Origin of the sequence: Alteromonas sp. a30 (assembly GCF_026788005.1) — a bacterium.
GTDB lineage: Bacteria > Pseudomonadota > Gammaproteobacteria > Enterobacterales > Alteromonadaceae > Paraneptunicella.
In genome coordinates this window covers 59,281-84,343 of record NZ_JABEPE010000008.1, presented here as the reverse complement: position 1 = coordinate 84,343, position 25,063 = coordinate 59,281, and the positions used below count along the sequence as shown (strand labels likewise).

The following is a 25,063-nucleotide window of genomic DNA, read 5'->3' as shown; positions in this document are numbered from 1 at the left end:
CATAAAAACTAAAACTGAAACTGAAACAAAAAGCCCCGTTGTGAATTAACAACAGGGCTTTATTGATTTTAGCGCTACATCAAAACTGCAAATAAATCACTTCAGTATCCGTATGCCTAATTGGATACGACCATGCTCGAATGTATTTGTCTTGTTTCTCAATTTCGCTGATAAAAGAAAATAAAGCGTTACGTTCTTGGTAGTTTGCTAACAATATGCACTGCAAATCTGAACACGAAAAGTTATATAAAGACACAGCAAATTGCTCAGCAAGAGGAAAGAGCATTTTCGTAATGTAATCGTGGTGATGTGCTGCGGTGTTGCTATCTCTATTTAGCCCATGCATTTCAGTAGAGATGGTTTCCAAATACGTATCTTTGTCGGTCGCCACTTGTTGCAAGGTTTCGGCTGTGGAGTGGCTAATAACCAAATTTCCCTTTGGATGAATGCGAGCGCGAATAATATCTGCGCCATTATTAATGACTTTAAGCTTAAAAGGCTCATCTTCATAAAGACGCTTAAAGTGCTGATATAAATCGCTTGATTCATCCAAAAATCGAAGACCTGTCGATAGCATCTTTTTTCTAGAAGCGATTAACCCAGTAGAGAGTATTGCATCACTCAATGTGGCTGTAGATGCGTCATTTTCTGTATGTGTTTGTGCTTGCTTAAATAAGGTCGAAGATGCTTTTTCGTGATGGGAGGAGGAAATGCTTTCTTTTTCATTTGTTTGAACCGAAGATTCCGGTTTCTGGCTCAAAGAAGCGTTTGGATTGTTGCTCTGCGTAACGCTGAAATATAGAACAATACTGAGGGTGCTAACAGCAATTAATACTGGGTAAGTGCTCATTAAAAAGTGTGTCTTCATTATGTTGCAAAAAAGTATCTCAACTGGAGAAGATCACCAATAAGTATTGATTTGGTGATCTCAAAAAAATCGATTCCTAGGGATTTGGCTCTAGTTTATCATCTTCACAAGATTGGCAAATATAGCCACCCCCTAGGGTTTTAACGCATTTAGTGCAAGTTACAGAGGCGTAAATACAACTGCTCATAACCGTTATTTATCTCCGTAAATCTTACGCTAAATTGCAAAACTAGCAGCAGTCTTCACCAATATCTTCGTTCCACAGTTCTGGGTTGTTGGCGATAAAGTCTTCCATTAACTGAATGCACTCTGCGTTTTGTACCACTTCAACTTCTACACCGCGAGAGCGCAGTAATTCTTCTTCGCCCATGAAGGTATGGTTTTCGCCCACAACCACTTTGGGAATGCCGTAAAGTAGAATTGCACCAGAGCACATTGAGCAAGGGGAAAGCGTGGTGTAAAGCACGGATTCTTGATACACCTTGGCGGGTTGTCTGCCAGCATTTTCCAGTGCATCCATTTCGCCGTGTAAGGTTGTGCTGCCTTGTTGAATACGTTTGTTGTGTCCGCTGCCCAGCACCTTGCCGTTGTGAACAATCACTGCGCCAATGGGAATGCCACCTTCTTCAAGCCCTTTTTTGGCTTCTTCAATGGCGAGTTGCAAAAAGTCTGTCATAAATAGTCCTTGGATGCTGCGCATCAATGTGGTGAATTGAGTAAACGAGAAAGCTGCAAACCGGCATGTTCAATCCAATATTGTAGTGCCGCGGTAATGCTTCTTACATCGTGTAACGCATTGTGTTCTTTGCCGTTTAATTGAATACCTAAACTGGCAGCGAGCTGCCCGCTGTAGGTGTTCGGGAAATTAATATTTTGTTGTTGTAAGCGTTCTTTTATATCAAAAAGTCCAAGAGCGAAAGAGGGAAATGCGGTATTTGTAAGTTGGCAATTCTCGCGCAGAATCTTGGCATCGTCGCCCCATGAGAATGCGGGTAGTTGCCCGTTACCGCAAAATTGCCAGAATTGCTTGAGTACAGAAGGAAAGTCCACCCCCAAATTATGCAAAGTGTTTTGTTCTATACCCGTTAGTTTACTGATGTAGTCACTTAATTGCGGGTTAATCGAGGGGATCACCAATTCGTTGAAGGATTCGATGATTTTCAATGCGTTATCAAGGATTTGTACTTTTACCGCAGCCAGTTGAATAATTTCACGATGTTCCCAAGGTTCGGACCATTGTCTTTCCTTTGAGCCCGCCCATGCGGTAAACTCGGTATCGTAAATAACAAATTCTTGCATGGTAAAGATCAGTGAGCAGGTAACTATCTGATAACTATGGATGAAACCCTACCTAAAAGCAATTTCAAGGGGTTGTTATGTTAAATCAGCCCGCATTTTTATACGTTTGCCGTGCATTTTTTCAGCAAATTATTTGCCTGATTCCTTGACCCTTTACGTTCCCCGGCTTATAAATAGCGGCAAATTAATGAGAGGACTAGTATGTCTGTAAAACATCCAATTCTTGCTATTACTGGTTCTTCTGGCGCCGGAACAACAACTACAACTAACGCTATCCGCCATATCTTCCATAATTTAGATATTAAGGCGGCAATGGTTTCCGGCGATAGTTTCCATCGTTATACACGTCCTGAAATGGAAGTGGAAATTCGAAAAGCCCAAGAACAGGGCAAACACATTAGCTATTTTGGGCCCAAAGCAAACGATTTTTGCGCGTTAGAGGACTTGTTCAGAGAGTATGGGAAAACCGGCTCAGGTAAACATCGTCAATATTTACATTCATTTGATGAAGCGGTGCCCTTTAACCAAATGCCGGGCACATTTACGCCTTGGCAAGAGTTACCCAAAGATACGGACCTGCTTTTCTACGAAGGCTTACATGGTGGAGTGGTTACTGATGAAGCAGATGTAGCTAAGCAAGTCGATTTGCTAGTTGGTATGGTGCCTATTGTAAATTTGGAATGGATTCAAAAAATTGTGCGCGATACCTCGGACAGAGGCCACACCCGTGAAGCGGTAATGAGCAGTATTGTTAGAAGTATGGAGGATTACTTTAACTACATTACGCCACAATTCTCCCGTACTCATGTTAATTTCCAGCGTGTGCCTACGGTCGACACCTCTAACCCAATCAGCGCCCGTGAAATTCCACTATCCGATGAAAGCTTTGTAGTAGTGCGTTTTCGCCGTGAAATGCGTAACGTGGATTATCCGTACTTACTGCAAATGATTGATGGTGCGTTTATGTCGCGCATTAATACTATGGTGGTTCCCGGCGGGAAAATGGGATTAGCAATGGAGCTGATTCTTACGCCACTTATTGAAGAGTTAATGGAGAAGAAGCGCCGAACGAGTGTGCAAATGGATTGGGTTGCTGGAAAGTAGCTAAACTGACTTAATTCGGGAGGTCTCCAAAACAAAGAGACCGACAAAACAAAAAGGAGCGAATTCAGCTAAACTGAATCGCTCCTTTTTTAATGCTTATTCAAGACAAGAACTAAATACCTGTTCCAAACTATCAGTCTCCCAAGAGAATTAGGAGCAAACCCTCAGCCTCAGGGAAGCGGCTGTGGAGCCTACATGGAAGTATCCACGGCGAGTTTGCGATAAATCGCTATGGGTGACTGACAATTAAACACAACTATTTAGCCGTAGAACGGCGGTTCTAAATCTTCGAAACGTTTTGGATCGTAAAGGAAAGGCTTAAGATCTAACGTGGTTTCTTTTCCGCGTACAATTTCGTTGATAAGTGTGCCGGTAATAGCTGAACACAAAATACCAGTACGGAAATGACCGCAAGCGTTGATATAGCCTTCGATGCCATCCATTGGTCCCAAGATTGGGATCTCATCACGGGTTCCCGGACGCAAACCTGCCCAAGTACGCTTAATGTTCATTTCTTTTAGAATTGGCAAACACTTAGACGCACCTTGCGCTAAGCCTTTCAGCTCAGGCAGCGTATTGGTTGTGTCGTAACCTTTTTCTTCCGTCGTTGAACCGATTAGCACTTCGCCGTTATCTTTTTGAGCAATATAACAGTCACTGGTGCTAATACAGCCGCGCATAATCTTAGGCAGCTTTTCTGAAAGCACGATTTGGCCTTTAACGGGGTAGACAGGAATCGTATGGCCTGTTGCCCACTCACATAATTGTGATGCCCATGCGCCGCCCGCATTAATCATGGTGTTGCAAGAGATAGTGCCTTTGTCTGTACGAACACCAACAACACGATTACCTTGAGTCTCGACGCCAGTAACCATGGTGTTTAAGTATAAGTCGACACCATTTTGACGCGCCGCTTCGGTGTAGCTGTCAATCAACAAAAAGGGACTAACTTGGTGATCGCAGGTGAAGTTCATCGCGCCAATGGCTTCTGGTGTTACGTATGGCTCTTCTTCTCGCAGTTCATCAGCGTTTAACCACTTAACTTGATCACTTAAGTGTGGAATGCCAGAAGCGATTTGGTCTGCGTAAGCACGGTCATGCTCATCGTACATCACGAATTTCAAACCAGTTTCTTCAAATTTGAAGTCGATATTATGTTTTTCGCGCAATTCTTCGTGTAACGATGGGAACATATTGTTCGACGTTAATGCGAAGTCAAAGAAGAAGTCTGGTAATTGGTGCGGACGAAGTGGAGGCAATTCACCGCCATTTTCTTTGGCTTCGTTCATCTGTTTAGAGAGGGTTTTGAAGAAGATAACTCCACAACCTAAACCTACAGACTCACCAATGGCCCATAAACCGCCGGCTGAGGCGCGAGAGGCGTTGCCCGGCTTTTTAAAGTCAACTAACGCAACTTTAAGATCTTTTTCACGGCTTAAGAAATAAGCACAAGCAGCTCCAACAGCGCCACCTCCGGTAATGACTACGTCGTAATTTTTATTCATGTTTAGTCCTCCATCATGGCAAAGGAGATTGGTTCTACAGGGAAGCGTGCTCGTAGCTGCCCCATTCTTTCGGCATGACCTGCTTGCTTAAATCTGTCGTAGCAATAAGCAGAGCAAATCTTGCCTTGGCAATCGCCTAATCCTGCACGGGTTGCCATTTTTAAGCTGGTGATGTCTTTAACTCCGCGTTCGAATGCGGCGTCGATTTGGCTTTTCTTGACGTTCTCACAACGACAAATCACGGTGTCATCGTCGGGTAAATCCAACATGCCTAGTTGACGTTCAGAGAAACGGTCGAAGCCGAAGCGGAAGTTTCTGACACGTTGCAAGCCTTTACGGGCTTTATTTGTGCGAGAGGCATGAGTCGCGGCATCAATCGCTCCCATGCGAAGTGCAATATCCAGAGCGGCGATTTGGCCCTCAAAAGCGGCTCCATCAGAACCCAAAATACCACTTGTGTCGCCCGCAACGTAAACATTGTCTTTGCTCGAACGTTGGTTGCCGCTTAAACGCGGAACGTAACTACTTTGATACGAGTATTCGTGCTCAAGGTTAAGTAGTTGGGTAATTTGCGTGCGCGCCACAAAGCCGTAACCAATACCGATAGAATCCAGTTTAGCTGTACGCGCTTTAGAAAGATCGGCTTTCCATTCTTTGTCGTAAGGGGCTACGGTGATTTCTTCCACGGCTTCTTTGCCTTCGGCTTTAACAATGCCCCAGCCATAATGGAATGGCACGTTATTACGTTTTAGGTAGCTCATCATGCTCAGACCGTTAAGGGTAAGCATCGGTTTGTTAAGCAGGGCAACCGCTTCTTTAGCAAGTCGGGTGAATGAACTCGCTTCGTAAACGCCCTCAACTTCAACGCCTGCTTTATGCAACTGACAAGCAATTAAGGGTAGCAATGGACCTGTACCACATAGCGCCATTTTTTCACCGGGACGAACTAAGCCGCTTTTAATTTGAAGCTGCACGCCACCCATCATCATCACACCGGGAAGTGTCCAGCCCGGGAAAGGTACTGAACGTTCATGACAGCCTGTTGATAAAATGAGGTAATCGTAATTCAGGCTCGAAAGTGATTTCTGATCAGAGAGAATTAAACCGTTAGCTCCGTCAGGACCAATAACGCTGGTTTCCAACTGAACATCGATTTTGTCTTTGTTGTTGTGATATTTGTCTTGCAGTGACTTTTGTGACTTCTGATAGAATTCATCTAAATGAGGGAGCTCTTCTGTGTGGCGTAACGGACCTCGGTAAACCACGCCGCCTAACTTCGTTGCTTCATCAATAATTTTGCTAGAAATGCCGAACTCTGCAAGTTGTGCTGCCGCAGAAATTCCAGCTGCGCCGCCACCTACAATGATAACTTGTTGATTTTTAGTTGACATTTGAATCCTCACTTTCAGGCTGATCAGATGATGCGACCTTTTCTTCGAAGTCGGCGCTGGTAACTAGGGGCTGATTATCTTTGATACCCATATCGTTGAAACGGTTGGACATAGTCGTCACTCGCATTCCGTCTCGAATTAGGGTTTTGCATGAACGCTGTTTATATTTGCCGTCAATGTTTACTAGGCAGCTATGGCAAATACCCATACCACAATAAGCGCCTAAGTTAGCTTTATAGTCGTTTTGCATTATTTGATTTTTCTGTACCGCATGAATAGCACTTAATACAGTTTCGCCTTCGACAACGTTAACCGGTTCATCATCTATATAAATTTGGATTTGGGATTCACCAATAGGGGTGATATCAGCTTTTCTGTTCAACATAAAAGTTATCCTTTTTTTTATTCAATTTTTTTGCCATTAAAAGGCCAAATTAGATACCAAATCACCGTGTTTGATTCATGACCTACAACCAGCCCAACGGCCCAGCCTCATTGGAAAATTAAACGAGGTTAAAAAAATATCCAAGGCGCCGGATTATAAGACCCAAAACTTAAAAGAAATATTATCTAAATGTGAAAAATGTTAGAAAGTAATGGAAAGATAACTATACATTCGAAGGTTTTCATTAAGGTAGGTAATGTAACCGATTGTGAAATTAAATCTAATCATTTAAGACGTTAATGTATTTTGCTCAAATAATTGCCTTTTTTTGTTATTTTTATTACGTCATATTGGGCTAAAAAAGGGGAGCGAAAAGTTTTGTAACACAAGGAATGGCGCGGTTTTCATTGATTACTTCTTTCTCTGCCTATATTGAAATATAGTGTTTGCGTAACTCAGGATAAGGTAGCAATTTATGGGACAAGAAACCCCAAAGATTTTAGTTGTCGATGACGACATGCGTTTACGTAGTTTGCTGGAAAGATATTTAGTTGAACAAGGATATCAGGTTAGAACAGCGGCAAACTCGGAACAAATGGAACGTTTACTTGAACGAGAAAACTTTCACCTAATGGTATTAGATTTAATGCTACCCGGTGAAGATGGTTTATCGATTTGTCGCCGTATGCGTCAGAGCAATAATATGATGCCAATTATCATGTTAACAGCCAAAGGCGAAGAGGTAGATCGTATCATTGGGTTAGAAATGGGCGCTGATGACTATTTACCAAAACCTTTTAATCCAAGGGAATTGCAGGCGCGAATCAAAGCCGTACTGCGACGTAACACCGCAGAAGCGCCGGGAGCGCCCTCCAGAGAAGAGCAAATTGTCCAGTTTGCCCAGTACTCACTTAATTTGGGCACACGAGAAATGACCAATAACGGTGAGCCAATGGCGTTAACCAGTGGAGAGTTTGCCGTACTAAAAGCTTTAGTGACTCATCCTCGGGAGCCATTGTCACGAGATAAGCTAATGAACTTAGCTCGGGGACGTGATTACAGTGCACTTGAGCGTAGTATTGATGTGCAAGTGTCTCGTTTAAGACGCATGCTGGAAGAAGACCCAACCAATCCTCGCTATATTCAGACGGTTTGGGGGTTAGGCTACGTGTTTGTGCCAGACGGTGCAGAGCAAGTTCAAGCTAGTTAATTTAGTGACCTCTTCCGATAAATTGCTCAATATGAGAGGGGCCAGATGCATTTAAAACCTCGAAGTGCATTTGGTCAAACCGTGCTGTTAATTGGCATATTGCTGCTCATTAACCAAGTGGTGTCTTATCTTTCGGTTACTTACACTTTTATCCGCCCTAGTTATCAGCAAATCAATAGTCTGTTAGCAACACATATCAAAGTGTTGTTCCTTGAAGACGTTGATTATTTGAATCCTCAGTTTCATAAGCGTTATTTTGCCGCAACAGGGATCCGAATTTACAGTGAAGAGGATGCGGTTGAGAATGGTTTGGCTCAATCGACTTATTATCAGTTTTTATCCCGTGAAATGAGTGAAGCCTTAGGTGGCCCCGCAGAAGTCCGAGTTACGCCGGGAGAACCCCAACGCTTTTGGGTGAGACCTCCGCAAGCGCCTAACCTCTGGATTACGGTACCAATGACGGGGGTTGGTGAGGCTAATATTTCTCCACTTACCATTTATTTGCTGGTCATCGGCGTACTGAGTGTTGCTGGTGGATGGCTCTTTGTTCGACGCTTAAACCGGCCGCTACAAGCGCTTTCTAAAGCGGCGCATCAAGTAGGGAAAGGACAAATTCCCCCGCCTCTAAATGAGGAAGGGACCAGTGAAATTATCGAAGTTACTCGAACCTTTAACCAAATGGCGCGAGGAATTCAGCAGCTCGAAGATGATAGAGCATTGTTAACTGCGGGCATTTCCCATGATTTAAGAACACCATTAACACGTATTCGATTGGCTACGGAAATGTTATCTGAAAATGAGTCTTGGATTCGGGACGGAATAATTCAAGATATTGAAGATATGAACGGTATTATCGATCAGTTCACCGATTATGTTAGGCAGGATTGCTCTGAAAAAACGGAAATAATGGATATTAATGAACTGATTGGTGAAGCAGTTCAAGCTCGGAATGTGGAAGGGCATCATCATATTACGGTTTCCTTGCAACCTCTACCTAATATTCAGGCTCATCGCGTTGCGATTAAGCGCATTTTGGATAACTTAATTGAAAATGCGTTTCGTTATGGCAGTGATAACATTGTCATTTCTTCTCTCCACGATGCCAAATATGATCAAGTCACGTTTACCATTAGAGACTTTGGTTCAGGGATACCGAAAACCGATATTGAAAAGCTTTTCCAACCGTTCACACAAGGTGATAAAGCCAGAGGGAGTGTAGGTTCTGGTCTTGGTCTTGCGATAGTGAAAAAGGCTGTTGAAATGCATGGAGGTAAAATCATGCTGAGCAACCATCCAGAAGGAGGCATGGTTGCGACGGTAAGCTTACCAACAAAACTCACACCGAAAAAAAAGCTACGTAAAGGAATTGAAAACGCTTAACCCTTCACTTCAACACTATCCGTAATAAGGTGTAATACCACCTTTCTATTTCTTCTTCTAACCTCTGTTGCATCATGTATTCACGATGAAAGAACAGAGGAAAAACTAATGAAAGATGTATTTTTAGGATTATCCGAACAATACGATACAGGCAGCATCCCAAGTGTAGCGATTAATGCATCAGGTCAGGTGCTTGAAGTGCATAAAAATGAAGAAGGCTTCAATCTCTACTATCGACTAGGTGAGCTTAATAAAGCAACTGTAAGCTGGGGACAGAGCACTAAATATGACACCGGTAATACCCCCTCAGTTGGCTTAAATAACAAAGGTGTGGCGGTAGAAGTTCATAAAAACGAAGCTGGTAGCACCTTGTATTATCATGTTGGCAATGTGTCGGGAGGTGCGGTTTCTTGGGGAAGCTCGCATAAATATGACAAAGGCATAGAACCCAATGTGGCAGTGAATGACGATGGAATCGTTGTAGAAGTTCACAAAACCCAAAGTTCGTTCAGTAGTGGGCTCTATTATCACGTTGGACAAGTGAATGGGAGTAAGATCGATTGGCATAGTAGTCATGAATATGATTCAGGAAGCTATCCGCAAGTTGCTTTGAACAACAATGGTTATGTGGTCGAAGTACATCAATCTCAAAGTACAAGTACAGTTTGGTATCACGTTGGTCGTGTCAACGGGAGTAAAATAGACTTTGGTGATAGCCATCAATTTGGAACAGGCGGTTCGCCAAGTGTCGCGTTAACAGATGATGGTACCGTCGTTGTTGTTTATAGCAATGGCGGCACATTAATGCAGCGACAAGGAAGCATCAATGGAACACAAATCAATTGGCAAAGTGATGCAGTTGAGTTTGATGATGGAAAGCGCCCGTCTATTGGCATCGCTGCGGATACCGCAGTGCAAGTGCATCCAAGCGAAACGGTTTTGTATGGATTATGGTATTCAACGTCACTGCTCACGAACCGTGCTGCTTGGATGCAAGACCGACTTAGTGAACTCGGTAATCGCACGGTAGCACAGTTAGCACTTCCTGCCTCTCATGATTCCGGTATGTATAAAGGTGGTTTGGCGATTTTAGGAAAAACACAAGATCTCGACATCAAACAACAATTGGAAGCTGGTGTTCGTTATTTCGACCTGCGCCCGAAATGGACCGGAAGCAAATTTGTTATCTATCACGGCCCCATAAATGGTCCCGATTTGTCGGAAGTGCTCAGCGATATAAAAAGCTACTGTCAGCAAGGCAATAAAGAGTTAGCAATATTGAAGTTCTCTCACTTTAGCGATATTGGCTCAAGTCATTATTCCGATTTTTGTCAGGAAGTTGAAAATGCGATTGGTGACTGGATGGTAAAAACTAAGCCAGAAGGAAAACGGCTTGCTCAAGGAACACTAAACGAATATGTAAGCAATGGCCCTGCGATGATGGTTGTGATTGGTAATGACTTGGCAATCAACGAACCTCGTCAAGGTTTTTGGGTATACAAGGATTGGGACTCAGAAAAGGTGGCTCAAGCAGACTTGACGGTATTTGATGAATATTCGAATACGATGAGTTTTAGTAAAATGAAGCAGGATCAATTTGAAAAGTTCGAGAATTTCACAGGGCAGTGTAAAAAAGACTCAAGTGTGCCATGTGATTTGTTCTTATTGTCTTGGACACTCACACCTCCCACGGCTGTATGGCCTGTATCTAAGGAAGCAAACCGTGCCTTAGGTGAAGCAATGGTTGAGTTGCCCGCCCAAAATCAATATGGAAAGATTGTAAATATGCTCTACGTTGATTATGTGGAATATGCACGAGTGGCAGATGTGGCGATTATCCAGAATAACACCAATCCTTTGCCTTAGAATAGGTGTGGCGGCAATGCATTATCGGCTTGCCGCCGCAGATAACTTAATGAAGTTTGCTGCTATTTGGTTGAGCATCTCCAAGGATATTTTGAAAATCCTCCTCAGTGAATTTGTATTCAGCAAAACAATACTGACAGCTCGTCGAGATTTTACCTCGCTCATCAAGCAAATTTCTGACTTCCTCGGTTGGTAAAGAGGCAATGGCTTGATTCACTTTTTCTTGACTGCAAGTACAAGAGAAAGACACATCAACGGGGTCGAATAAGCGGACCTCTTCTTGATGGTAAAGTCGGTGCAAGATTTCTTCCACTGGTAGCTCTGTAATTTCTGCTTTAGTAATCGTTTTGGTTAGGTGGGCAACGTGCTCAAATGTGTCATTCTGTTTTTGATGTGAGGTATCTGATTGCGGTAATGCTTGTAACAACATACCTGCCGCTTTCACTTCCTTTTCTGTCATCAACGTGTGCAGTACGATTTCGGTAGCAAGCTGTTCAGATTGCTCAAAATAGCCTTTTAAACATTCTGCTAAGCTCGGCTTATCAAGCGCGACAATTCCCTGATATTGCTGACCTTTTTTCGGCATGATAGTAATGGCTAATACGCCTTTCTTGCCAACAATCTCGGAAAACGATTCATCACTAAGCTCTCCATCCCAACGTGCAATACCTCGCAGTTGTTGTTGGTGATTACCGTTAATCAAGGCGTATTTCAAAGCACCTTCTTCACATTGCAATTGTAGGCTGATTTCACCTTCGAATTTTAGTGTGGCGGTAAGCAAACTGGTGGCAAGCATCATTTCCGATAAAAGGGTTTGTAAACATGGCGGGTATGCTTTGGTGTCGAGCATGGCTTTCACACTCTCGCTTAACTGCACTAATTCACCACGAATGTGCGCCTCGCTAAATAAAAAGCGGTGCAGTTGATCTGTTTTTTGTGTACTCAAGGGAACTCCGAATAACTTATATTGCGGCTGAGAGCGGAAAGGTTAAGCTCCCATCAGCATCAAATTAGGATAACTAGAACTGTGGGCCATTTTAGCAGTGTAGTGAGTTGAACGAAAACAACATTAAACTAAGTTTTATTGATGTTTCATCTTTATCAATTCACGACGTTGTTTTTTATCAGGCTTATTCTCTGGTCGAGGGCTATGAAAGCTTTGCGTTTGTCTTGCGAGTTTGTTTTCTTCGCGTTTCTTCACGCTCTGCTCGGTTTCCCGATATAAGGTTTGCGCAATAGGGGCTCCCTGACGCTTATCCATAATTTTTTCGATAATGACTTCCTTCATATCGAAGCCCGCAGGAATGGAAACCTTTGCACCTAGTTCAACCACTTTGCTTGGTTTAGCGCGCGCGCCATTATATTGAACACGACCCGATTGCACCATTTCTCTGGCGGTTGCCCGCGTTTTAAAGAAGCGGGCTGCCCAAAGCCATTTATCAATTCGGACGGCAGCAGTATTGTTGGTCTCTTTCTGATTGCTCATGTAATCTCGTTTTTACCTTATGCTGATTATTAGATTCACTTAAGCGGTAAGCCGGTGGCAACAGGTATTCTGTATTGTTAGCAGCTTGTTTACGTTTCAGAGCTAACTATCATAACCCATGTTTCAATAAAATCATTTAATCTTAGTTTGTTAGTCGTGCGAATAACTAAAGTCGTTTCGATTGAATAAAAAACTGGCTTGTTCCACGTCAATTGAGTGATGATGCAAAAGTTAAACGGCGGCTCTAGGAAAAGCCTCTACATTATGTAAAGATACCTCCCGGTAAATAAATTGGTCCAAATATTAGGCTATTCAGCATTCATTCAATGAGTTAGCTTAATGTTGTAACTCTTTGCCCGAGTTTGTTCAGAGAATTTGACAAAATAAACATCAACTTTGTTATTTTTTTGTAATTCGGCTCGGATATGGTTGTACCCTTTTGGGCGAGCATCTATTATGTGCAGCCCTATTTTGGGTATAGTTTTGCTCAAATGACAAATTTTTAAGCTAGAACGAATACATTTTTATGACAACAAGTGACGAAATTATCAGTCAAATTTGGCGACAAATTCAGCGCTATCAGCAGACAATAAATACTGCTGTTGTTGCTTTGTTGGTGATTTATTTAATCGTTCTCGTAGCTGATTTCACCTGGCGTTTACTACCCGAACCGAATGCCGAACCTGCATCTTCACAAGCTAGATCAGATGCGTCTTCTCAAAATGCCTCTTCTCAAAATAGCGTCAATATTTCAGGCGTCCAAAATTTGAACTTGTTTGGTAGCGCAAATGAAAAGCCAAAGAAGGTTGAACCTATCGTACAAGACGCGCCTCAAACCCAACTTAATTTAAGACTAACGGGAGTGGTTGCATCCTCTCTCGTTGAGGCCGGTGCGGCCATTGTTGATTACCGAGGGCAACAAGCAACCTACGGTATTGGTGAGAATATTGAAGGAACTCGTGCTTCTATTCATGAAGTATTGGTTGACCGCATTATCATCCGTAATGGATCTCGCTTTGAAACCTTGATGCTAGATGGCGTAGAGTTTAACAAATTAGCGCGTAATCAGATTGTCGGAAGCCAGAGGGCTGAGGAAGAAGACTCAGGTCCGCCTTCGCTAAAGTCACTAAATTTAAAAAACGTTAATAGCCCTGTTTCCAGTGAGCAATTAGCGAACTTAAGAGCAAAACCGGAGCGCTTCCTAGATTTTATTAAGATTACGCCAATGAGAGACGGAGGCGATCTAACAGGCTATCGTGTAAACCCGGGGAAAAATACCAGTTTATTCGCAAATTCGGGGCTACGTGATAATGATGTAGTAACCGAAATTAATGGGCTCGATCTGACAGACGTCGGTCAGGCAATGCAAGCCATGGAAGTGCTTCGAAACTCTAAAAAAATGGAACTTACCGTACTACGTGACGGTGTAGAAGAAGATCTTTACCTAACCTTGCCTGAGTCGGAAGAAGAATAACATAGGATAAGAATATGCGGCTTATCACCCAAGTCTTAAAAACCTTACTCGCAACATCAGTATTTATACTACCAACGATCAGTGCTTCAAGCATTGCTGCGGAATATTCCCCTAATTTTAAAGGGACGGAAATCACGGAATTTATCAATATTGTTGGTAAGAATTTAAAAAGAACCATCATTGTTGATCCTAATGTACGTGGCAAAATTACGGTTCGTAGTTATGACTTATTAACAGAAGAACAGTATTACCAATTCTTCTTAAATGTGTTGCAAGTTTATGGCTATGCCGTAGTAGAAATGCCAACAGGCGTTTTGAAAGTGGTTCGCGACAAAGACGCAAAAACGTCGAATATCCCGGTTATTGATGGCCAGTTGTACGATGGCGATGAGATGATCACGCGCGTTGTGCCTGTTTACAGTGTGCCGGTGCGTGAACTTGCACCTATTCTACGCCAGTTAAATGACCAAGCAGGGGGCGGTAATGTTATCAGTCACGACCCTTCTAACGTCATGATGCTTACAGGCCGGGCGGCAGTCGTAAACCGTTTAACAGAGATTATTGAGCGGGTCGATAAGGCCGGCGACCGCGAGGTTGAAATTGTTAAGCTGAAATACGCTTCTGCATCAGAGATGGTTCGCATCATTGAAAGCATTAACAATTCACAAAACAAACAAAATACGCCTCCAAACCTTGAGCCTAAAATAGTTGCTGATGATCGTACAAATAGCGTGATCGTTAGTGGCGATATTAAAGCGCGTCAACGAATTATTAAGCTTATCTCGCGTTTGGATAAAGAATTAGAAACCAACGGTAATACCCGCGTTACTTTCCTTAAATACGCTAAAGCAGAAGAGCTTGTTAAAGTGCTCCAAGGAGTGAGCGCCAGCATTAAAGCAGAAGGTCAGCAACAACAAGGTAGTGCCAATTCTCGTCGCCGTAATAGTGATCGCGACATCAGTATTGAAGCACATGTCGACTCAAATGCATTGGTTATCACTGCGGAACCGGACATGATGTCATCATTGCTAGAGGTTATTCGCCAGTTAGACGTGCGTCGTGCGCAGGTGCTAGTTGAAGCAATCATTGTTGAAGTCTTTGAAGGTGACGGCACAAGCTTGGGTGTTCAGTGGGCAACATCAAGTGGTGGCGGTCAGCAATTTACTAACGGCACAGTTCCAATTGGTCAGCTCGCCGTTGCTATTGACCAAGCGCGTGACAGAACGATTCGCAGCAACGTTATTGGTAGTGAAAATGGTGAAGTGACGCCTATTGAAGAAACCGAAGAGGGTGATCCAACGTTATTAGCCAACTTGTTGGGGAATGTGAATGGCTTTATGGTCGGTATTGTAGAGGATGATTGGGGAGCGATTGTGCAGGCAGTAAGCTCGGATACCAATTCTAATATCCTTGCAACGCCACATTTAACCACGATGGATAACGAAGAAGCCTTCTTTATTGTTGGTCAAGAAGTACCAATTATCACCGGCGCTCAAACGGGTTCAAACAACGCCAACCCTTTCCAAACCGTAGAACGTAAGGAAGTCGGTACCAAGTTAAAAGTCACTCCGCAAATTAACGAAGGCTCGGCGGTTCAGCTTATTATTGAGCAGGAAGTGTCGAGTGTTAGTGGTGCTACTGCCGTTGATATTGCAATCAACAAACGTGAAATTAAAACCACCGTAATGGCTGACGATGGCGACACCGTTGTGTTAGGTGGCCTGATTGATGAAGATATTCAAGAAAGTATCTCTAAGGTGCCGTTGTTAGGTGACATTCCATTCTTAGGTAACCTATTTAAATCAACAACGACCAGTAAGCGTCGTCGTAATTTGCTTGTCTTTATTCGTCCGAAGATTATTCGTGACGGTATTACCATGAATAAGATCAGTCATCGCAAGTATAACTTTATTCGAGCAGAGCAATTGAAGCGTCAGGCTGAGGGCATTCCATTAATGCCTAATACGGATACGCCAAGCTTACCTGATTGGAAAAACCCGCTAGAGCTGCCGCCATCTTTCGAAGATTACTTGCAGCAGAAAGACGCCGAGGCGAAGGACTAATCATGTCTGAAACGGCTAGCCTAAAAACCACAACACAAGAAGTGCTCGATGAGGTTATCGAGCATGAAATTGATGCTGCTGAAGTCGAACAAGATGGGGCGATTAAACAGCTATCGTTTGGTTACGCTAAGCGACACCATGTATTGCTTAATATGGCGACTGAGCCTCCAACGGTTTACTACACAGATGAAACACCTTTTCCCGTATTTGCTGAAGTAAGGCGATTTTTGGGGGAAGGCTTCACCTTAGAAGAAGTTGAAAACGACCGCTTCGAAGGGCTACTTACAGACAGTTATCAACGTGATACTTCTGCCGCTAAACAACTGATGGAAGACATCGGTAATGAGTCGGATTTATTCTCTTTAGCAGAAGAACTGCCTGAAACAGAAGATTTGCTAGAGAGTGAAGATGACGCGCCAATTATCAAGCTAATCAATGCTATGTTGGGCGAGGCGATTAAGGAAGGCGCTTCCGATATTCACGTTGAAACGTTTGAAAATCAATTAGTTGTGCGGTTCCGTGTCGATGGTGTTTTACGTGAGATCTTAAGACCCAATCGTAAGCTGTCATCGATGCTGGTTTCGCGTATAAAAGTTATGGCGAAACTCGATATCGCTGAAAAGCGCGTTCCGCAAGATGGTCGTATTACCTTGCGTATAGCTGGTCGAGCGGTGGATGTGCGTGTGAGTACCATGCCAACTGGTCATGGTGAGCGCGTGGTATTACGTTTGCTTGATAAAAACAACGCTCGCTTAAATCTAAAAGATTTAGGCATGACACCAGAAAACCGCAAAACTTTTTCCCAGCTTATCCGCAAGCCCCACGGCATTATTCTGGTTACGGGTCCAACAGGATCCGGTAAAAGTACCACGCTGTATGCCGGACTCTCGGAAATTAATTCGAAAGACAGAAACATTCTTACCGTTGAAGACCCAATCGAATTCGATTTACAAGGTATCGGACAAACACAGGTTAACCCACGTGTTGATATGACATTTGCGCGCGGTTTGCGGGCTATTCTTCGTCAGGATCCAGACGTTGTAATGATTGGGGAAATCCGTGACCTTGAAACCGCGCAAATTGGTGTTCAGGCCAGTTTAACCGGTCACTTAGTGTTATCAACGCTCCATACAAATACCGCTTCGGGTGCTATTACGCGCTTGGAAGATATGGGAATTGAGCCATTCTTGCTTTCTTCTAGTTTGTTGGCGGTATTATCGCAACGCCTAGTTAGAACCCTCTGCTCTGATTGTCGTGAAGAACATACTCCAACCGATCGTGAACGAGAGCTATTGGGCATAAAGCCCGGTGAGGAGATGCCTGTAATCTATGCGCCTAAAGGCTGTCCTGCTTGTAACTATACGGGGTATCGGGGCCGTACGGGGATTCATGAATTGTTAGTGGTGGATGAGAATATTCGCGACCAAATTCACAACGGTCGTGGCGAACAAGCAATTGAAAGGTACATTCGTCAGTTTACTCCTAGCATTCGTGATGACGGGTGTCGAAAAGTTTTGGAAGGCCGCACTACGCTTGAAGAGGTATTGCGTGTAACTAGGGACGAATAAGATGGCTGCCTTTTCGTATAAAGCAATGGATAAAACCGGGCGCAATAAGTCCGGTGTGTTAGAAGGCGATAATGCAAAACAAGTTCGCGCCCAACTTAGAGAAAAAGGCTTAATTCCTCTTGAACTTGAGCAGGTTGCGGAAAAAGCAAAAAAACAAGGTTCTTCTGGTTTTACGCTCTTTCAACCATCAATTTCAACGTCGGATCTGGCGCTATTAACTCGTCAGCTCGCTACCTTAGTTGAGTCTGCATTACCGTTGGAAGAATCATTACAAGCGGTAGCTGAACAGTGCGAAAAACCACGTCAGAAAAATATGATGCTGGCAGTGAGAAGCAGGGTAGTAGAAGGTCATTCTCTTGCTGATGCTATGGCCGATTTCCCCTCTATTTTTGACAACCTATTCCGAGCGATGGTTGCAGCAGGGGAGAAGTCTGGACATTTGGATACCGTGTTAAATCGGTTGGCTGATTATACGGAAAAGCGCCAACATATTCGCAGCAAAATATCTCAAGCAATGATTTACCCCATTCTTATGCTGACCATTGCCTTTGGTATTGTAAGCCTATTGTTAACCTACGTTGTTCCTAAAATTGTGGGGCAGTTCGACACCATGGGGCAAGAATTACCTGGGGTCACTCAGTTCTTAATTGCCATCAGTGAGTGGTTTAAGTCATACATCGTTTTTGTCATCGTTGCGGTTATTCTGTTGGCAATTGGTTTTAAACGCATGATGACGGTTCCCAGTTTCCGCTTAAAAGTGCATCAAAGGATGCTTGGCCTACCCGTATTTGGCAAAGTGATTAAAGGGTTAAACACAGCACGTTTCGCCAGCACATTAAGTATTTTAACCGCTAGTGCGGTACCTGTTTTGGATGGTATGCGTATAGCTGGGCAAGTGCTCACCAACGATTATATTAAGAAGCTGATTTTAGAGGCGGCTACGTTAGTTCAAGAAGGATCGAGCCTTAAAGTTGCGCTAGAAAAAACCAAAACGTTTCCACCCATGATGATGCATATGATTGCTTCCGGTGAGAAAAGTGGTGAATTACAACAAATGTTAGCAAGGGCTGCGGATAATCAAGACCGCGAATTTGAAACTCAAGTCAATATTGCGTTGAGTATCATGACCCCTGCAATTGTTTTATTGATGGCGGGGATTGTGTTCTTCATTATTATCGCCATTTTGTTACCAATCGTATCCCTGAATTCTTTAGTGTAAAGAAGGAGAAGCAGTATGAAAACAAAGGGCTTCAGCCTAATAGAAGTAATGGTTGTTATCTTAATTATTGGTTTGATGACAGCGATCATTGCCCCCAATATTTTGGGTAATACCGAAGAAGCGAAACTGAAAAAAGCTGCGGTTGATGTACAGCAATTGGAAGGCGCGCTAGAGATGTACAAGCTACGCAATAACGTGTTTCCTACAACGGAACAGGGTTTAGATGCGCTGGTTAATGAGCCAACAATTGAACCTATCCCACGTAATTACCCAACGGATGGCTTTATTAAGCGTTTACCTCAAGACCCTTGGGGTAACGATTATCAATTGCTCAGCCCGGGGGAGTTAGGCACGATTGACTTGTTCAGCAATGGTCCAGACGGTCAAGCAGGTACTGATGATGACATCGGTAACTGGAACCTAAGCGACTTCCTGAATTAATAACATGTACTGCCTGTACTCATTGAATGATGCAATATTGTGAGAACCACAACCGCACCCAAACATCGTCATGAAACCGGCTTCACTTTATTAGAGGTGATGCTGGTTATCACTTTGATGGCGCTGTTTGTCAGCTTTGTGGTGGTGAATATTGGGGGCAGAAGTCAGGCTGAGTTGCTTGAAAAAGAGGCTCGGCGTTTCCAAGTTGTTGTTGATATGGCCTCAGATATGGCCATTCTTAACCAACAACAGCTAGGTTTACGCATTGAAGAAGACAAACAACTCTATCAGTTTATGTATCTGGATCAGGAGCAAAAATGGCAACTGTTTTCAGGTGACAAAATACTTAAAGAAACCGAATTATCAGAGCCTTTTACCTTGGAATTGGTCCTTGATGGGCTTCCTTGGCAAGGCGATGACAACCTGTTTGATCAGGACGTTTTCGACGAAGAATTATCTATTTCTGACGAAGGTGTAGAAATAGGCAATGAAGAAGAGAAAAAGCTACCTCCACCACAAATTCTGATTTTCTCCAGTGGTGAAATTACACCCTTTAGTTTGGTGTTCAAATTTGAACCGGATTTTAGCGATGAGCCTATTACCTACTTTAAGGTTAATGGCATTGATGAAACGCCACTTGAATTAGAAGGGCCATTGGATTCGCTATGAAAATGAATAAATTGCTGAAAAAAATAAAAGGCATGACGCTCGTCGAAGTGATGGTTGCGTTGTTCATTTTCGCATTTTCTTCAGTTTCTGTGATGAATGCAGTAACAGAACATTTGCGAGGAGTGTCTGTTTTACAAGATCTCACTTTCGCTACGTGGGTTGCTAATAACCGCTTAACTCAGTTGTCTTTAGAAGAAAAATGGCCACCTCAAAATAATGCCAAGGGAGCCGAAGAAATGGCCGGGGCAACGTGGTATTGGCAACAAAAAACCGTGGAAACACAAGAAAAGGACATGCTCTCCATTGAGGTAAGAGTGAGTTCAGATGAAGCGGGGGAAAACATTATCACCAGTGTTACCACGTTTTTATCGCGACCCGTTGTTGGAGCGCGTAATGCTCGTTAGACGATCTCGCGGCTTTACTTTGCTGGAGATAATGGTTGCTATCGCCATTTTTACGATTATTGGGTTGGCATCAAATAGTGTGCTAAATCGGGTACTGGATAGTGATGAAGCGTCACAAGAAAAGTTTGCTGCACTACAACGATTGCAACGCATCATGCTCACAATAGAGCGAGATTTGCTACAAGCTACAGCGCGCCCTGTTAGGTCTTCAACGGGAGACAACAAGATTGTTTTAAAAGGGGGAGAAAACTTCCTCGAGAGCGAAGCGGATGGTATTGGTTTTGTTCGGCTTGGCTGGCAAAACCCACAATTAATGTTACCAAGAAGTACGTTGCAAGCCGTGGGTTATCGACTTCAAGAAGGCAGGCTGGAAAAGGTCTATTCCAATTATGTGGATAACGTAGTAGGAGCAGAACCCAGAGTGAAAGTGTTACTTGAGGATGTAGAAGATTTCCAAGTTGAGTTCTTTTTACGTCAAAAACAAGACGCCGAAGATACCTCTAACTGGGGAGACAACTACTCAGGAGAAGAACTACCCAAAGCGGTCGCCTTGATCATCGAAACCAAAAGTTTTGGCCGTATTCGTAGGGAATTTGCATTAGCTGCTGGAGGCCCTGCATGAAGCAACGGGGCGTCGCACTAATTGTCGTGTTGTTGATTGTGGCAATGGTCACAATTATTGCTACAGAAATGGCAGGACGTCTACAGATTCAGGTGCGTAGAGCGGCGAATTTAAAAGATGGGAATCAAGCTTATTGGTATGCAATGGGCGCAGAGGAGTACGCTGCTATTGCCATACGCAAATTATTGGAAGAAGACGAAGATATCATTCATATCAAACAACCTTGGGCATCTTCCGAACTGGCTTTTCCATTGCCCGGTGGCGGCATTCAAGCGCAGCTAGAGGATATGCAAAGTTGTTTCAACTTGAACGCATTGGCTGAGGGGGGAGAGCAAGGAAACGCTAACGGCAATGCGAATGGCAATAATAACCAAGGGAATAACAATACCGGTGGTAACAACCAAAATAATCGTGGTAGTAATCAGCAAAATGGTATTGATGGATTAGCAACCGCTTTTCATCGTTTACTCCGTAGTCAGGAGTTAAATGTGCCAAGCCTCAGTGCCGATACGTTAAAAGATTCCCTAGTAGATTGGTTGGATGAAGATTCTAACTTAAGTGGCAGTTTTGGTGCAGAAGACCCTGATTATGAGTCCAAACAGCATCCCTATTTAGCTGCTAATGGTCTAATGACCAATAAAACCGAATTAAGATTAGTGAAAGGTGCAGAGCTGCCTTGGATTAGCGAATTAATGAAGTACGTTTGTGTTATTCCAAATGAAACTGCGCTGAAAATAAATGTTAATACATTAACGCCTGAGAGAGCGCCTTTGTTAGCGGCTTTAACAGGTATGTCTGTTGCTGATGCAAATAACCTCATTAGCAACATTCCTTATGATAAAAAAGAAGACTTTTTAACCCAAAGTGAAGTTGCTTCTCAAGGGCTTTCTGATGAGCAACAAGCGTGGTTTGATGTGACAACACGGTATTTTATTTTACATACCAAAGCTAGTTACAATAATGCTTCTTTTGCTATGTCAACCGTGTTCAAAGTAGACGAATCGGATAATGTACAAATCATTCGTCGAGAATTTGGAGGTAAACTTTAAGTGGAACAGTTGGTCATCCGTTTAGGTTCGCAAATACAAGAGCCCGTTAATTGGCTAGTGTGGTCTGCTGAACAGAACGAGATCATTGCGTCTGGGGTGTTACCCGATGCCTCTGAATTGTCGACTCTGCGAGACAGAGCTGGCAACAGATCCATTATTGCATTGGTCCCCGGCAGTGACGTTTTGTTAAAGCAAATAACGCTTCCAGCGAAAGTCGGCAGCAAAGCATTGGCTGCTATTCCGTTTATGCTTGAAGATGATGTGACCACTGACATTGAGTCGACCTATTTTGCTATTGGTGGTCGAGAAGGTGAGTTGCAAAACATCGCGGTTGTGCAAAAAGAAAAAATGCACTTTTGGATAGACACCATGAACGAGGCTGGATTGAGCTGTTCTCGACTGGTGCCTGATGTGCTCGCGTTGCCTCATGTTGAAGGTGCTTGGACGGCAATGATGTTGGGTAATGAGATATTGCTCAGACAGTCGCATTGGCAAGGTGTTCAAGGGGAGGTTTCGTGGATGATTCCCGCAATTGCACACCTAACAAAGCATCAGGAAGAAAAAGTTGTCATTCAAAACCTGACAGAGCTAGAAATTCCTGCCATTCCGAATACCGAATTGCAGCCCGATATTTCAGCATTGCCAATGGAAGTGCTGGCAAAGGGCGCGATGGCCTCAAGTTTCAATTTATTGCAGGGTGAATTTAGGCCGAAACAAAACACCAATGGTGGATTTAAAAAGTGGCGTTTAGCGGCGATTTTGGCCGGAGTTTCATTGCTAGCGACCTTGGCCGACAAAGGTTGGCAGGCGAGTCATTACAGCAGTGAGTCAAACGCATTAAAGGCAGAGATCCAAGAAGAGTTTCGTCGGGCGTTTCCTGAAGTGAGACGTATTGTTAGTGTACGTAAGCAAATGAACCAAAAAATGCAGGTCTTGGAAGGGAGTAGCGGCGGCACATCAATGCTGGTGATGCTTTCCCAACTTTCTCCTGCTTTTTCCAGCAGCAAAGTAAAACCTCAAACGATTCGTTTTGATAGAAATCGCGCGGAGATTCGTCTACAAGCGGTAGCTAGTAATTTCGAATCTCTAGAGAAGTTTAAAACATTGGCTGAGCAACAAGGGTTCGAAGTGCAACAAGGCGCTATCAATAACCGAGATGATCTCGTTATGGGATCCTTGATCATAAGGAGTTAGCGTGAATCAATTATTAGAAAAATACAATGCCCTGAATGATCGCGAGAAAAAATTAGTGGTTATAGCGAGTGTGGTTATCGTAATTGCACTATTTTATTTTGTTATTTGGTCGCCATTGCAACAATCCATCAAAACCAACAGAGCATCGGTAGAAAGGCAGCAAGAACTCCTAGTTTGGGTTAAAGAGAATGCAACAAAGGCGATTCAACTAAAGCAATCCGCTGGCAGCCATGGAGGCTTTAATGGCTCGCTACCACAAGCTGTTAACCAAACAGCTGCACGCTTTAGTATCGATATTTCACGGATGCAGCCTCAAAAAGATGACATTCAAGTGTGGGTTGATAAAGCCCCTTTTAATAATGTGTTGGCTTGGCTGCAACAACTGGAGCAGATGGGAATAAGCGTCGCTGAGGCCGATATTGCTGAATCTGACGAAGTTGGCATGATTAAGGTTCGTCGACTAAGACTCAGTAAATAATATTTCAGTACAGCGGGGCTTTAAGTCCCGTTTCTTTTTTACAGCTTAACAAAGAGGTCGTGGTTTGGAGTTGCAACAACATAAAGTTAAGTTAATCGTCGTTGCTGTAGTGTTTTATCTTATATTGGTTGTTGCCAACCTACCCGCAACACAAGTTATCAATCGTATCCCATTACCTTCGAGTATCAGCATTACTGGTGTCAATGGAACACTATGGGACGGGAGCGCGGATACCGTTACTGTAGAGGGCGTACAAGTTGAATCATTACACTGGGATTTAAGTGTTTTTTCGCTACTGATAGGAAAGGTTAGTGTCGATATTCATGCGGGTAACGCTAATCTGCCGGATCTTATCTCGTTTAAAGGCAACGTGAATTTCTCGTTATTTAGCCAAACGCTTGATGTTCAAGAGGGAACGCTTTTCTTGCCAACCCACCTTGTGTTAGCGCAGGTGCCTTTACCCATTCCTGTGCGGGCATCTGGTCGTTTTTATCTAGATGCGAGCAATATTACTTACTCATTAAAGAAGAACCAATGTTTAGCCATTACAGCCAATGGTGGTTGGGGTAACGCTGCGGTTTCGGGCACAACTGGCATGATCGATTTTGGGCAGTTCAAAGCTCAAATTCAGTGTGTAGAAGACAGCATTCAGGTACAAGTTAACCCCGAAAATGTGCTGAACTTGGACGTCACTGCGACGTTATCGGCACAAGGCCAAATTAAGGCAAATGGACGCTTTAAGCCTAATGAAACGCTTCCTAAAGAAGTACATCAAGCCGCTTCCTTGTTTGGGCGAGCTGATAGCCAAGGCTACTATTCGATCGCTATCTAATCTTACATGGCCTCTAACTCGCTCAATAAAGGCTGTATTCGCTCTTCCGATAAACTAGGAATGGTGTCTTAAAAACGTTTTCATGACAGAATTTTTTGAAAGTTTCAGCGTCTTCGTAAGTATAATGGCGTCTGAAGCTGATATTGTTTGCCTGTTACCAACAAAGGCTTTAATTTGTTTTTCTGCTTTTTTATTTGCCTCAATAAACTCTTGAGTGCTTACTGATTCCGGTAACATTGTGCATTTCCTCTCTTACATTAAAGCAACTCTAACAATTGTTTATAAGTGCCATATTTTTTCGCTAACGCAATAACATGATTGTGAGAAGGAGAAGAAAATCCTCTCTCCCAATTATTAATTGTCCGACGAGTTTTTATATTTATGGACTGAGCTGCTTCCGTTTGTGTCATACCTGCTTGCTTTCTCCAAGTACGCAATACATCGCCAGTAATGATGAGGTTGTGTTCATAAGGACTCATAAATAACCATTCCTGTTTTTAAAATTAATATTAAATGTAAATCATGATTGAGTATGTCGCAAATCCATAATGACTAG

At 43.3% G+C, this 25,063-nt stretch carries 26 protein-coding genes; 16 read left to right on the top strand and 10 right to left on the bottom strand.

What is annotated here, in order from left to right; all coding sequences use genetic code 11:
* Positions 1-79: 79 nt before the first annotated feature.
* The 3 genes from HJG39_RS09690 to HJG39_RS09680 all read right to left on the bottom strand — a co-directional run bounded on the left by HJG39_RS09690 (position 80) and on the right by HJG39_RS09680 (position 2,167).
* Positions 80-850 (bottom strand): hypothetical protein, encoded by a 771-nt coding sequence (locus HJG39_RS09690; protein WP_268408783.1) that lies wholly within the window; start codon positions 848-850, stop codon positions 80-82.
* 247 nt (positions 851-1,097) lie between these two features.
* A complete protein-coding gene (locus HJG39_RS09685; protein ID WP_268408781.1) occupies positions 1,098-1,544 on the bottom strand; it encodes a nucleoside deaminase in 447 nt (148 codons plus the stop codon).
* A 23-nt stretch (positions 1,545-1,567) separates the two neighbouring features.
* Entirely contained in the window at positions 1,568-2,167 is a 600-nt protein-coding gene (locus tag HJG39_RS09680) for a 3'-5' exonuclease (protein ID WP_268408779.1), read from the bottom strand.
* A 201-nt stretch (positions 2,168-2,368) separates the two neighbouring features.
* Between HJG39_RS09680 and HJG39_RS09675 the strand changes: the two genes are divergently transcribed.
* Positions 2,369-3,271 carry a phosphoribulokinase gene (locus HJG39_RS09675; protein ID WP_268408778.1) on the top strand — a complete coding sequence of 301 codons (903 nt, stop codon included), beginning with the start codon at positions 2,369-2,371 and terminating at the stop codon, positions 3,269-3,271.
* A gap of 260 nt (positions 3,272-3,531) precedes the next feature.
* Here the strand turns inward: HJG39_RS09675 and HJG39_RS09670 are convergent, their stop codons facing one another.
* The 3 genes from HJG39_RS09670 to HJG39_RS09660 are packed head-to-tail and all read right to left on the bottom strand — an operon-like array spanning position 3,532 to position 6,552.
* Positions 3,532-4,776, bottom strand: a complete 1,245-nt coding sequence (locus HJG39_RS09670) for an NAD(P)/FAD-dependent oxidoreductase (RefSeq protein ID WP_268408777.1) — start codon at positions 4,774-4,776, stop codon at positions 3,532-3,534.
* 2 nt (positions 4,777-4,778) lie between these two features.
* The gene (locus HJG39_RS09665; protein ID WP_268408776.1) at positions 4,779-6,167 is read right to left on the bottom strand and encodes an FAD/NAD(P)-dependent oxidoreductase; all 1,389 of its coding nucleotides are present in this window, start codon (positions 6,165-6,167) and stop codon (positions 4,779-4,781) included.
* Positions 6,157-6,552 carry a (2Fe-2S)-binding protein gene (locus HJG39_RS09660; protein WP_268408775.1) on the bottom strand — a complete coding sequence of 132 codons (396 nt, stop codon included), beginning with the start codon at positions 6,550-6,552 and terminating at the stop codon, positions 6,157-6,159. Before HJG39_RS09660 ends, HJG39_RS09665 begins: the two co-directional genes overlap by 11 nt.
* Before the next feature lie 475 nt (positions 6,553-7,027).
* On the opposite strand from HJG39_RS09660, the gene ompR reads away from it, so the two are divergent.
* From ompR to HJG39_RS09645, 3 genes are all read left to right on the top strand, one after another.
* Positions 7,028-7,762 carry an osmolarity response regulator transcription factor OmpR gene (gene ompR, locus HJG39_RS09655; protein ID WP_268408773.1) on the top strand — a complete coding sequence of 245 codons (735 nt, stop codon included), beginning with the start codon at positions 7,028-7,030 and terminating at the stop codon, positions 7,760-7,762.
* 45 nt (positions 7,763-7,807) lie between these two features.
* Positions 7,808-9,142 (top strand): two-component system sensor histidine kinase EnvZ, encoded by a 1,335-nt coding sequence (gene envZ, locus HJG39_RS09650; protein WP_268408771.1) that lies wholly within the window; start codon positions 7,808-7,810, stop codon positions 9,140-9,142.
* 108 nt (positions 9,143-9,250) lie between these two features.
* A complete protein-coding gene (locus HJG39_RS09645; protein WP_268408769.1) occupies positions 9,251-11,008 on the top strand; it encodes a phosphatidylinositol-specific phospholipase C domain-containing protein in 1,758 nt (585 codons plus the stop codon).
* A 46-nt stretch (positions 11,009-11,054) separates the two neighbouring features.
* On the opposite strand, the gene hslO is transcribed toward HJG39_RS09645, so the two are convergent.
* A complete protein-coding gene (hslO, locus tag HJG39_RS09640; protein WP_268408767.1) occupies positions 11,055-11,954 on the bottom strand; it encodes an Hsp33 family molecular chaperone HslO in 900 nt (299 codons plus the stop codon).
* A 135-nt stretch (positions 11,955-12,089) separates the two neighbouring features.
* The gene (locus tag HJG39_RS09635) at positions 12,090-12,494 is read right to left on the bottom strand and encodes an RNA-binding S4 domain-containing protein (RefSeq protein ID WP_268408766.1); all 405 of its coding nucleotides are present in this window, start codon (positions 12,492-12,494) and stop codon (positions 12,090-12,092) included.
* Between the two features lie 526 nt (positions 12,495-13,020).
* On the opposite strand from HJG39_RS09635, the gene gspC reads away from it, so the two are divergent.
* The 12 genes from gspC (at position 13,021) to HJG39_RS09575 (ending at position 24,507) form a co-directional block, all read left to right on the top strand.
* A complete protein-coding gene (gene gspC / locus HJG39_RS09630; protein ID WP_268408764.1) occupies positions 13,021-13,968 on the top strand; it encodes a type II secretion system protein GspC in 948 nt (315 codons plus the stop codon).
* A gap of 14 nt (positions 13,969-13,982) precedes the next feature.
* Entirely contained in the window at positions 13,983-16,031 is a 2,049-nt protein-coding gene (gene gspD, locus HJG39_RS09625) for a type II secretion system secretin GspD (protein ID WP_268408763.1), read from the top strand.
* 2 nt (positions 16,032-16,033) lie between these two features.
* Positions 16,034-17,599, top strand: coding sequence for a type II secretion system ATPase GspE (gspE, locus tag HJG39_RS09620; RefSeq protein ID WP_268408761.1), 1,566 nt, complete (start codon positions 16,034-16,036; stop codon positions 17,597-17,599).
* A gap of 1 nt (position 17,600) precedes the next feature.
* A complete protein-coding gene (gspF, locus tag HJG39_RS09615) occupies positions 17,601-18,818 on the top strand; it encodes a type II secretion system inner membrane protein GspF (protein WP_268408759.1) in 1,218 nt (405 codons plus the stop codon).
* 15 nt (positions 18,819-18,833) lie between these two features.
* The gene (gene gspG / locus HJG39_RS09610) at positions 18,834-19,259 is read left to right on the top strand and encodes a type II secretion system major pseudopilin GspG (protein WP_268408758.1); all 426 of its coding nucleotides are present in this window, start codon (positions 18,834-18,836) and stop codon (positions 19,257-19,259) included.
* A gap of 39 nt (positions 19,260-19,298) precedes the next feature.
* Positions 19,299-19,928: a type II secretion system minor pseudopilin GspH gene (gspH, locus tag HJG39_RS09605; protein WP_268408756.1), complete on the top strand. Its 630-nt coding sequence runs from the start codon at positions 19,299-19,301 to the stop codon at positions 19,926-19,928.
* Positions 19,925-20,332, top strand: a complete 408-nt coding sequence (gene gspI / locus HJG39_RS09600; protein WP_268408755.1) for a type II secretion system minor pseudopilin GspI — start codon at positions 19,925-19,927, stop codon at positions 20,330-20,332. The genes gspH and gspI overlap by 4 nt, the downstream gene beginning before the upstream one ends.
* On the top strand, positions 20,322-20,954 hold the full coding sequence (gene gspJ, locus HJG39_RS09595) for a type II secretion system minor pseudopilin GspJ (RefSeq protein WP_268408754.1): 633 nt from the start codon (positions 20,322-20,324) through the stop codon (positions 20,952-20,954). The genes gspI and gspJ overlap by 11 nt, the downstream gene beginning before the upstream one ends.
* Complete coding sequence (gene gspK, locus HJG39_RS09590; protein WP_268408752.1) at positions 20,951-22,003, top strand: type II secretion system minor pseudopilin GspK; 1,053 nt, start codon at positions 20,951-20,953, stop codon at positions 22,001-22,003. The genes gspJ and gspK overlap by 4 nt, the downstream gene beginning before the upstream one ends.
* On the top strand, positions 22,004-23,197 hold the full coding sequence (gene gspL, locus HJG39_RS09585; RefSeq protein ID WP_268408751.1) for a type II secretion system protein GspL: 1,194 nt from the start codon (positions 22,004-22,006) through the stop codon (positions 23,195-23,197).
* Between the two features lies 1 nt (position 23,198).
* Positions 23,199-23,675, top strand: a complete 477-nt coding sequence (locus HJG39_RS09580) for a type II secretion system protein M (RefSeq protein ID WP_268408750.1) — start codon at positions 23,199-23,201, stop codon at positions 23,673-23,675.
* A 64-nt stretch (positions 23,676-23,739) separates the two neighbouring features.
* Positions 23,740-24,507: a type II secretion system protein N gene (locus HJG39_RS09575; RefSeq protein WP_268408749.1), complete on the top strand. Its 768-nt coding sequence runs from the start codon at positions 23,740-23,742 to the stop codon at positions 24,505-24,507.
* Positions 24,508-24,561: 54 nt separating this feature from the next.
* On the opposite strand, the gene HJG39_RS09570 is transcribed toward HJG39_RS09575, so the two are convergent.
* Together HJG39_RS09570 and HJG39_RS09565 are read right to left on the bottom strand one after the other, a co-directional pair.
* The gene (locus tag HJG39_RS09570; protein WP_268408748.1) at positions 24,562-24,744 is read right to left on the bottom strand and encodes a hypothetical protein; all 183 of its coding nucleotides are present in this window, start codon (positions 24,742-24,744) and stop codon (positions 24,562-24,564) included.
* A 20-nt stretch (positions 24,745-24,764) separates the two neighbouring features.
* A complete protein-coding gene (locus tag HJG39_RS09565) occupies positions 24,765-24,986 on the bottom strand; it encodes a helix-turn-helix domain-containing protein (RefSeq protein WP_268408747.1) in 222 nt (73 codons plus the stop codon).
* Positions 24,987-25,063 lie beyond the last annotated feature (77 nt).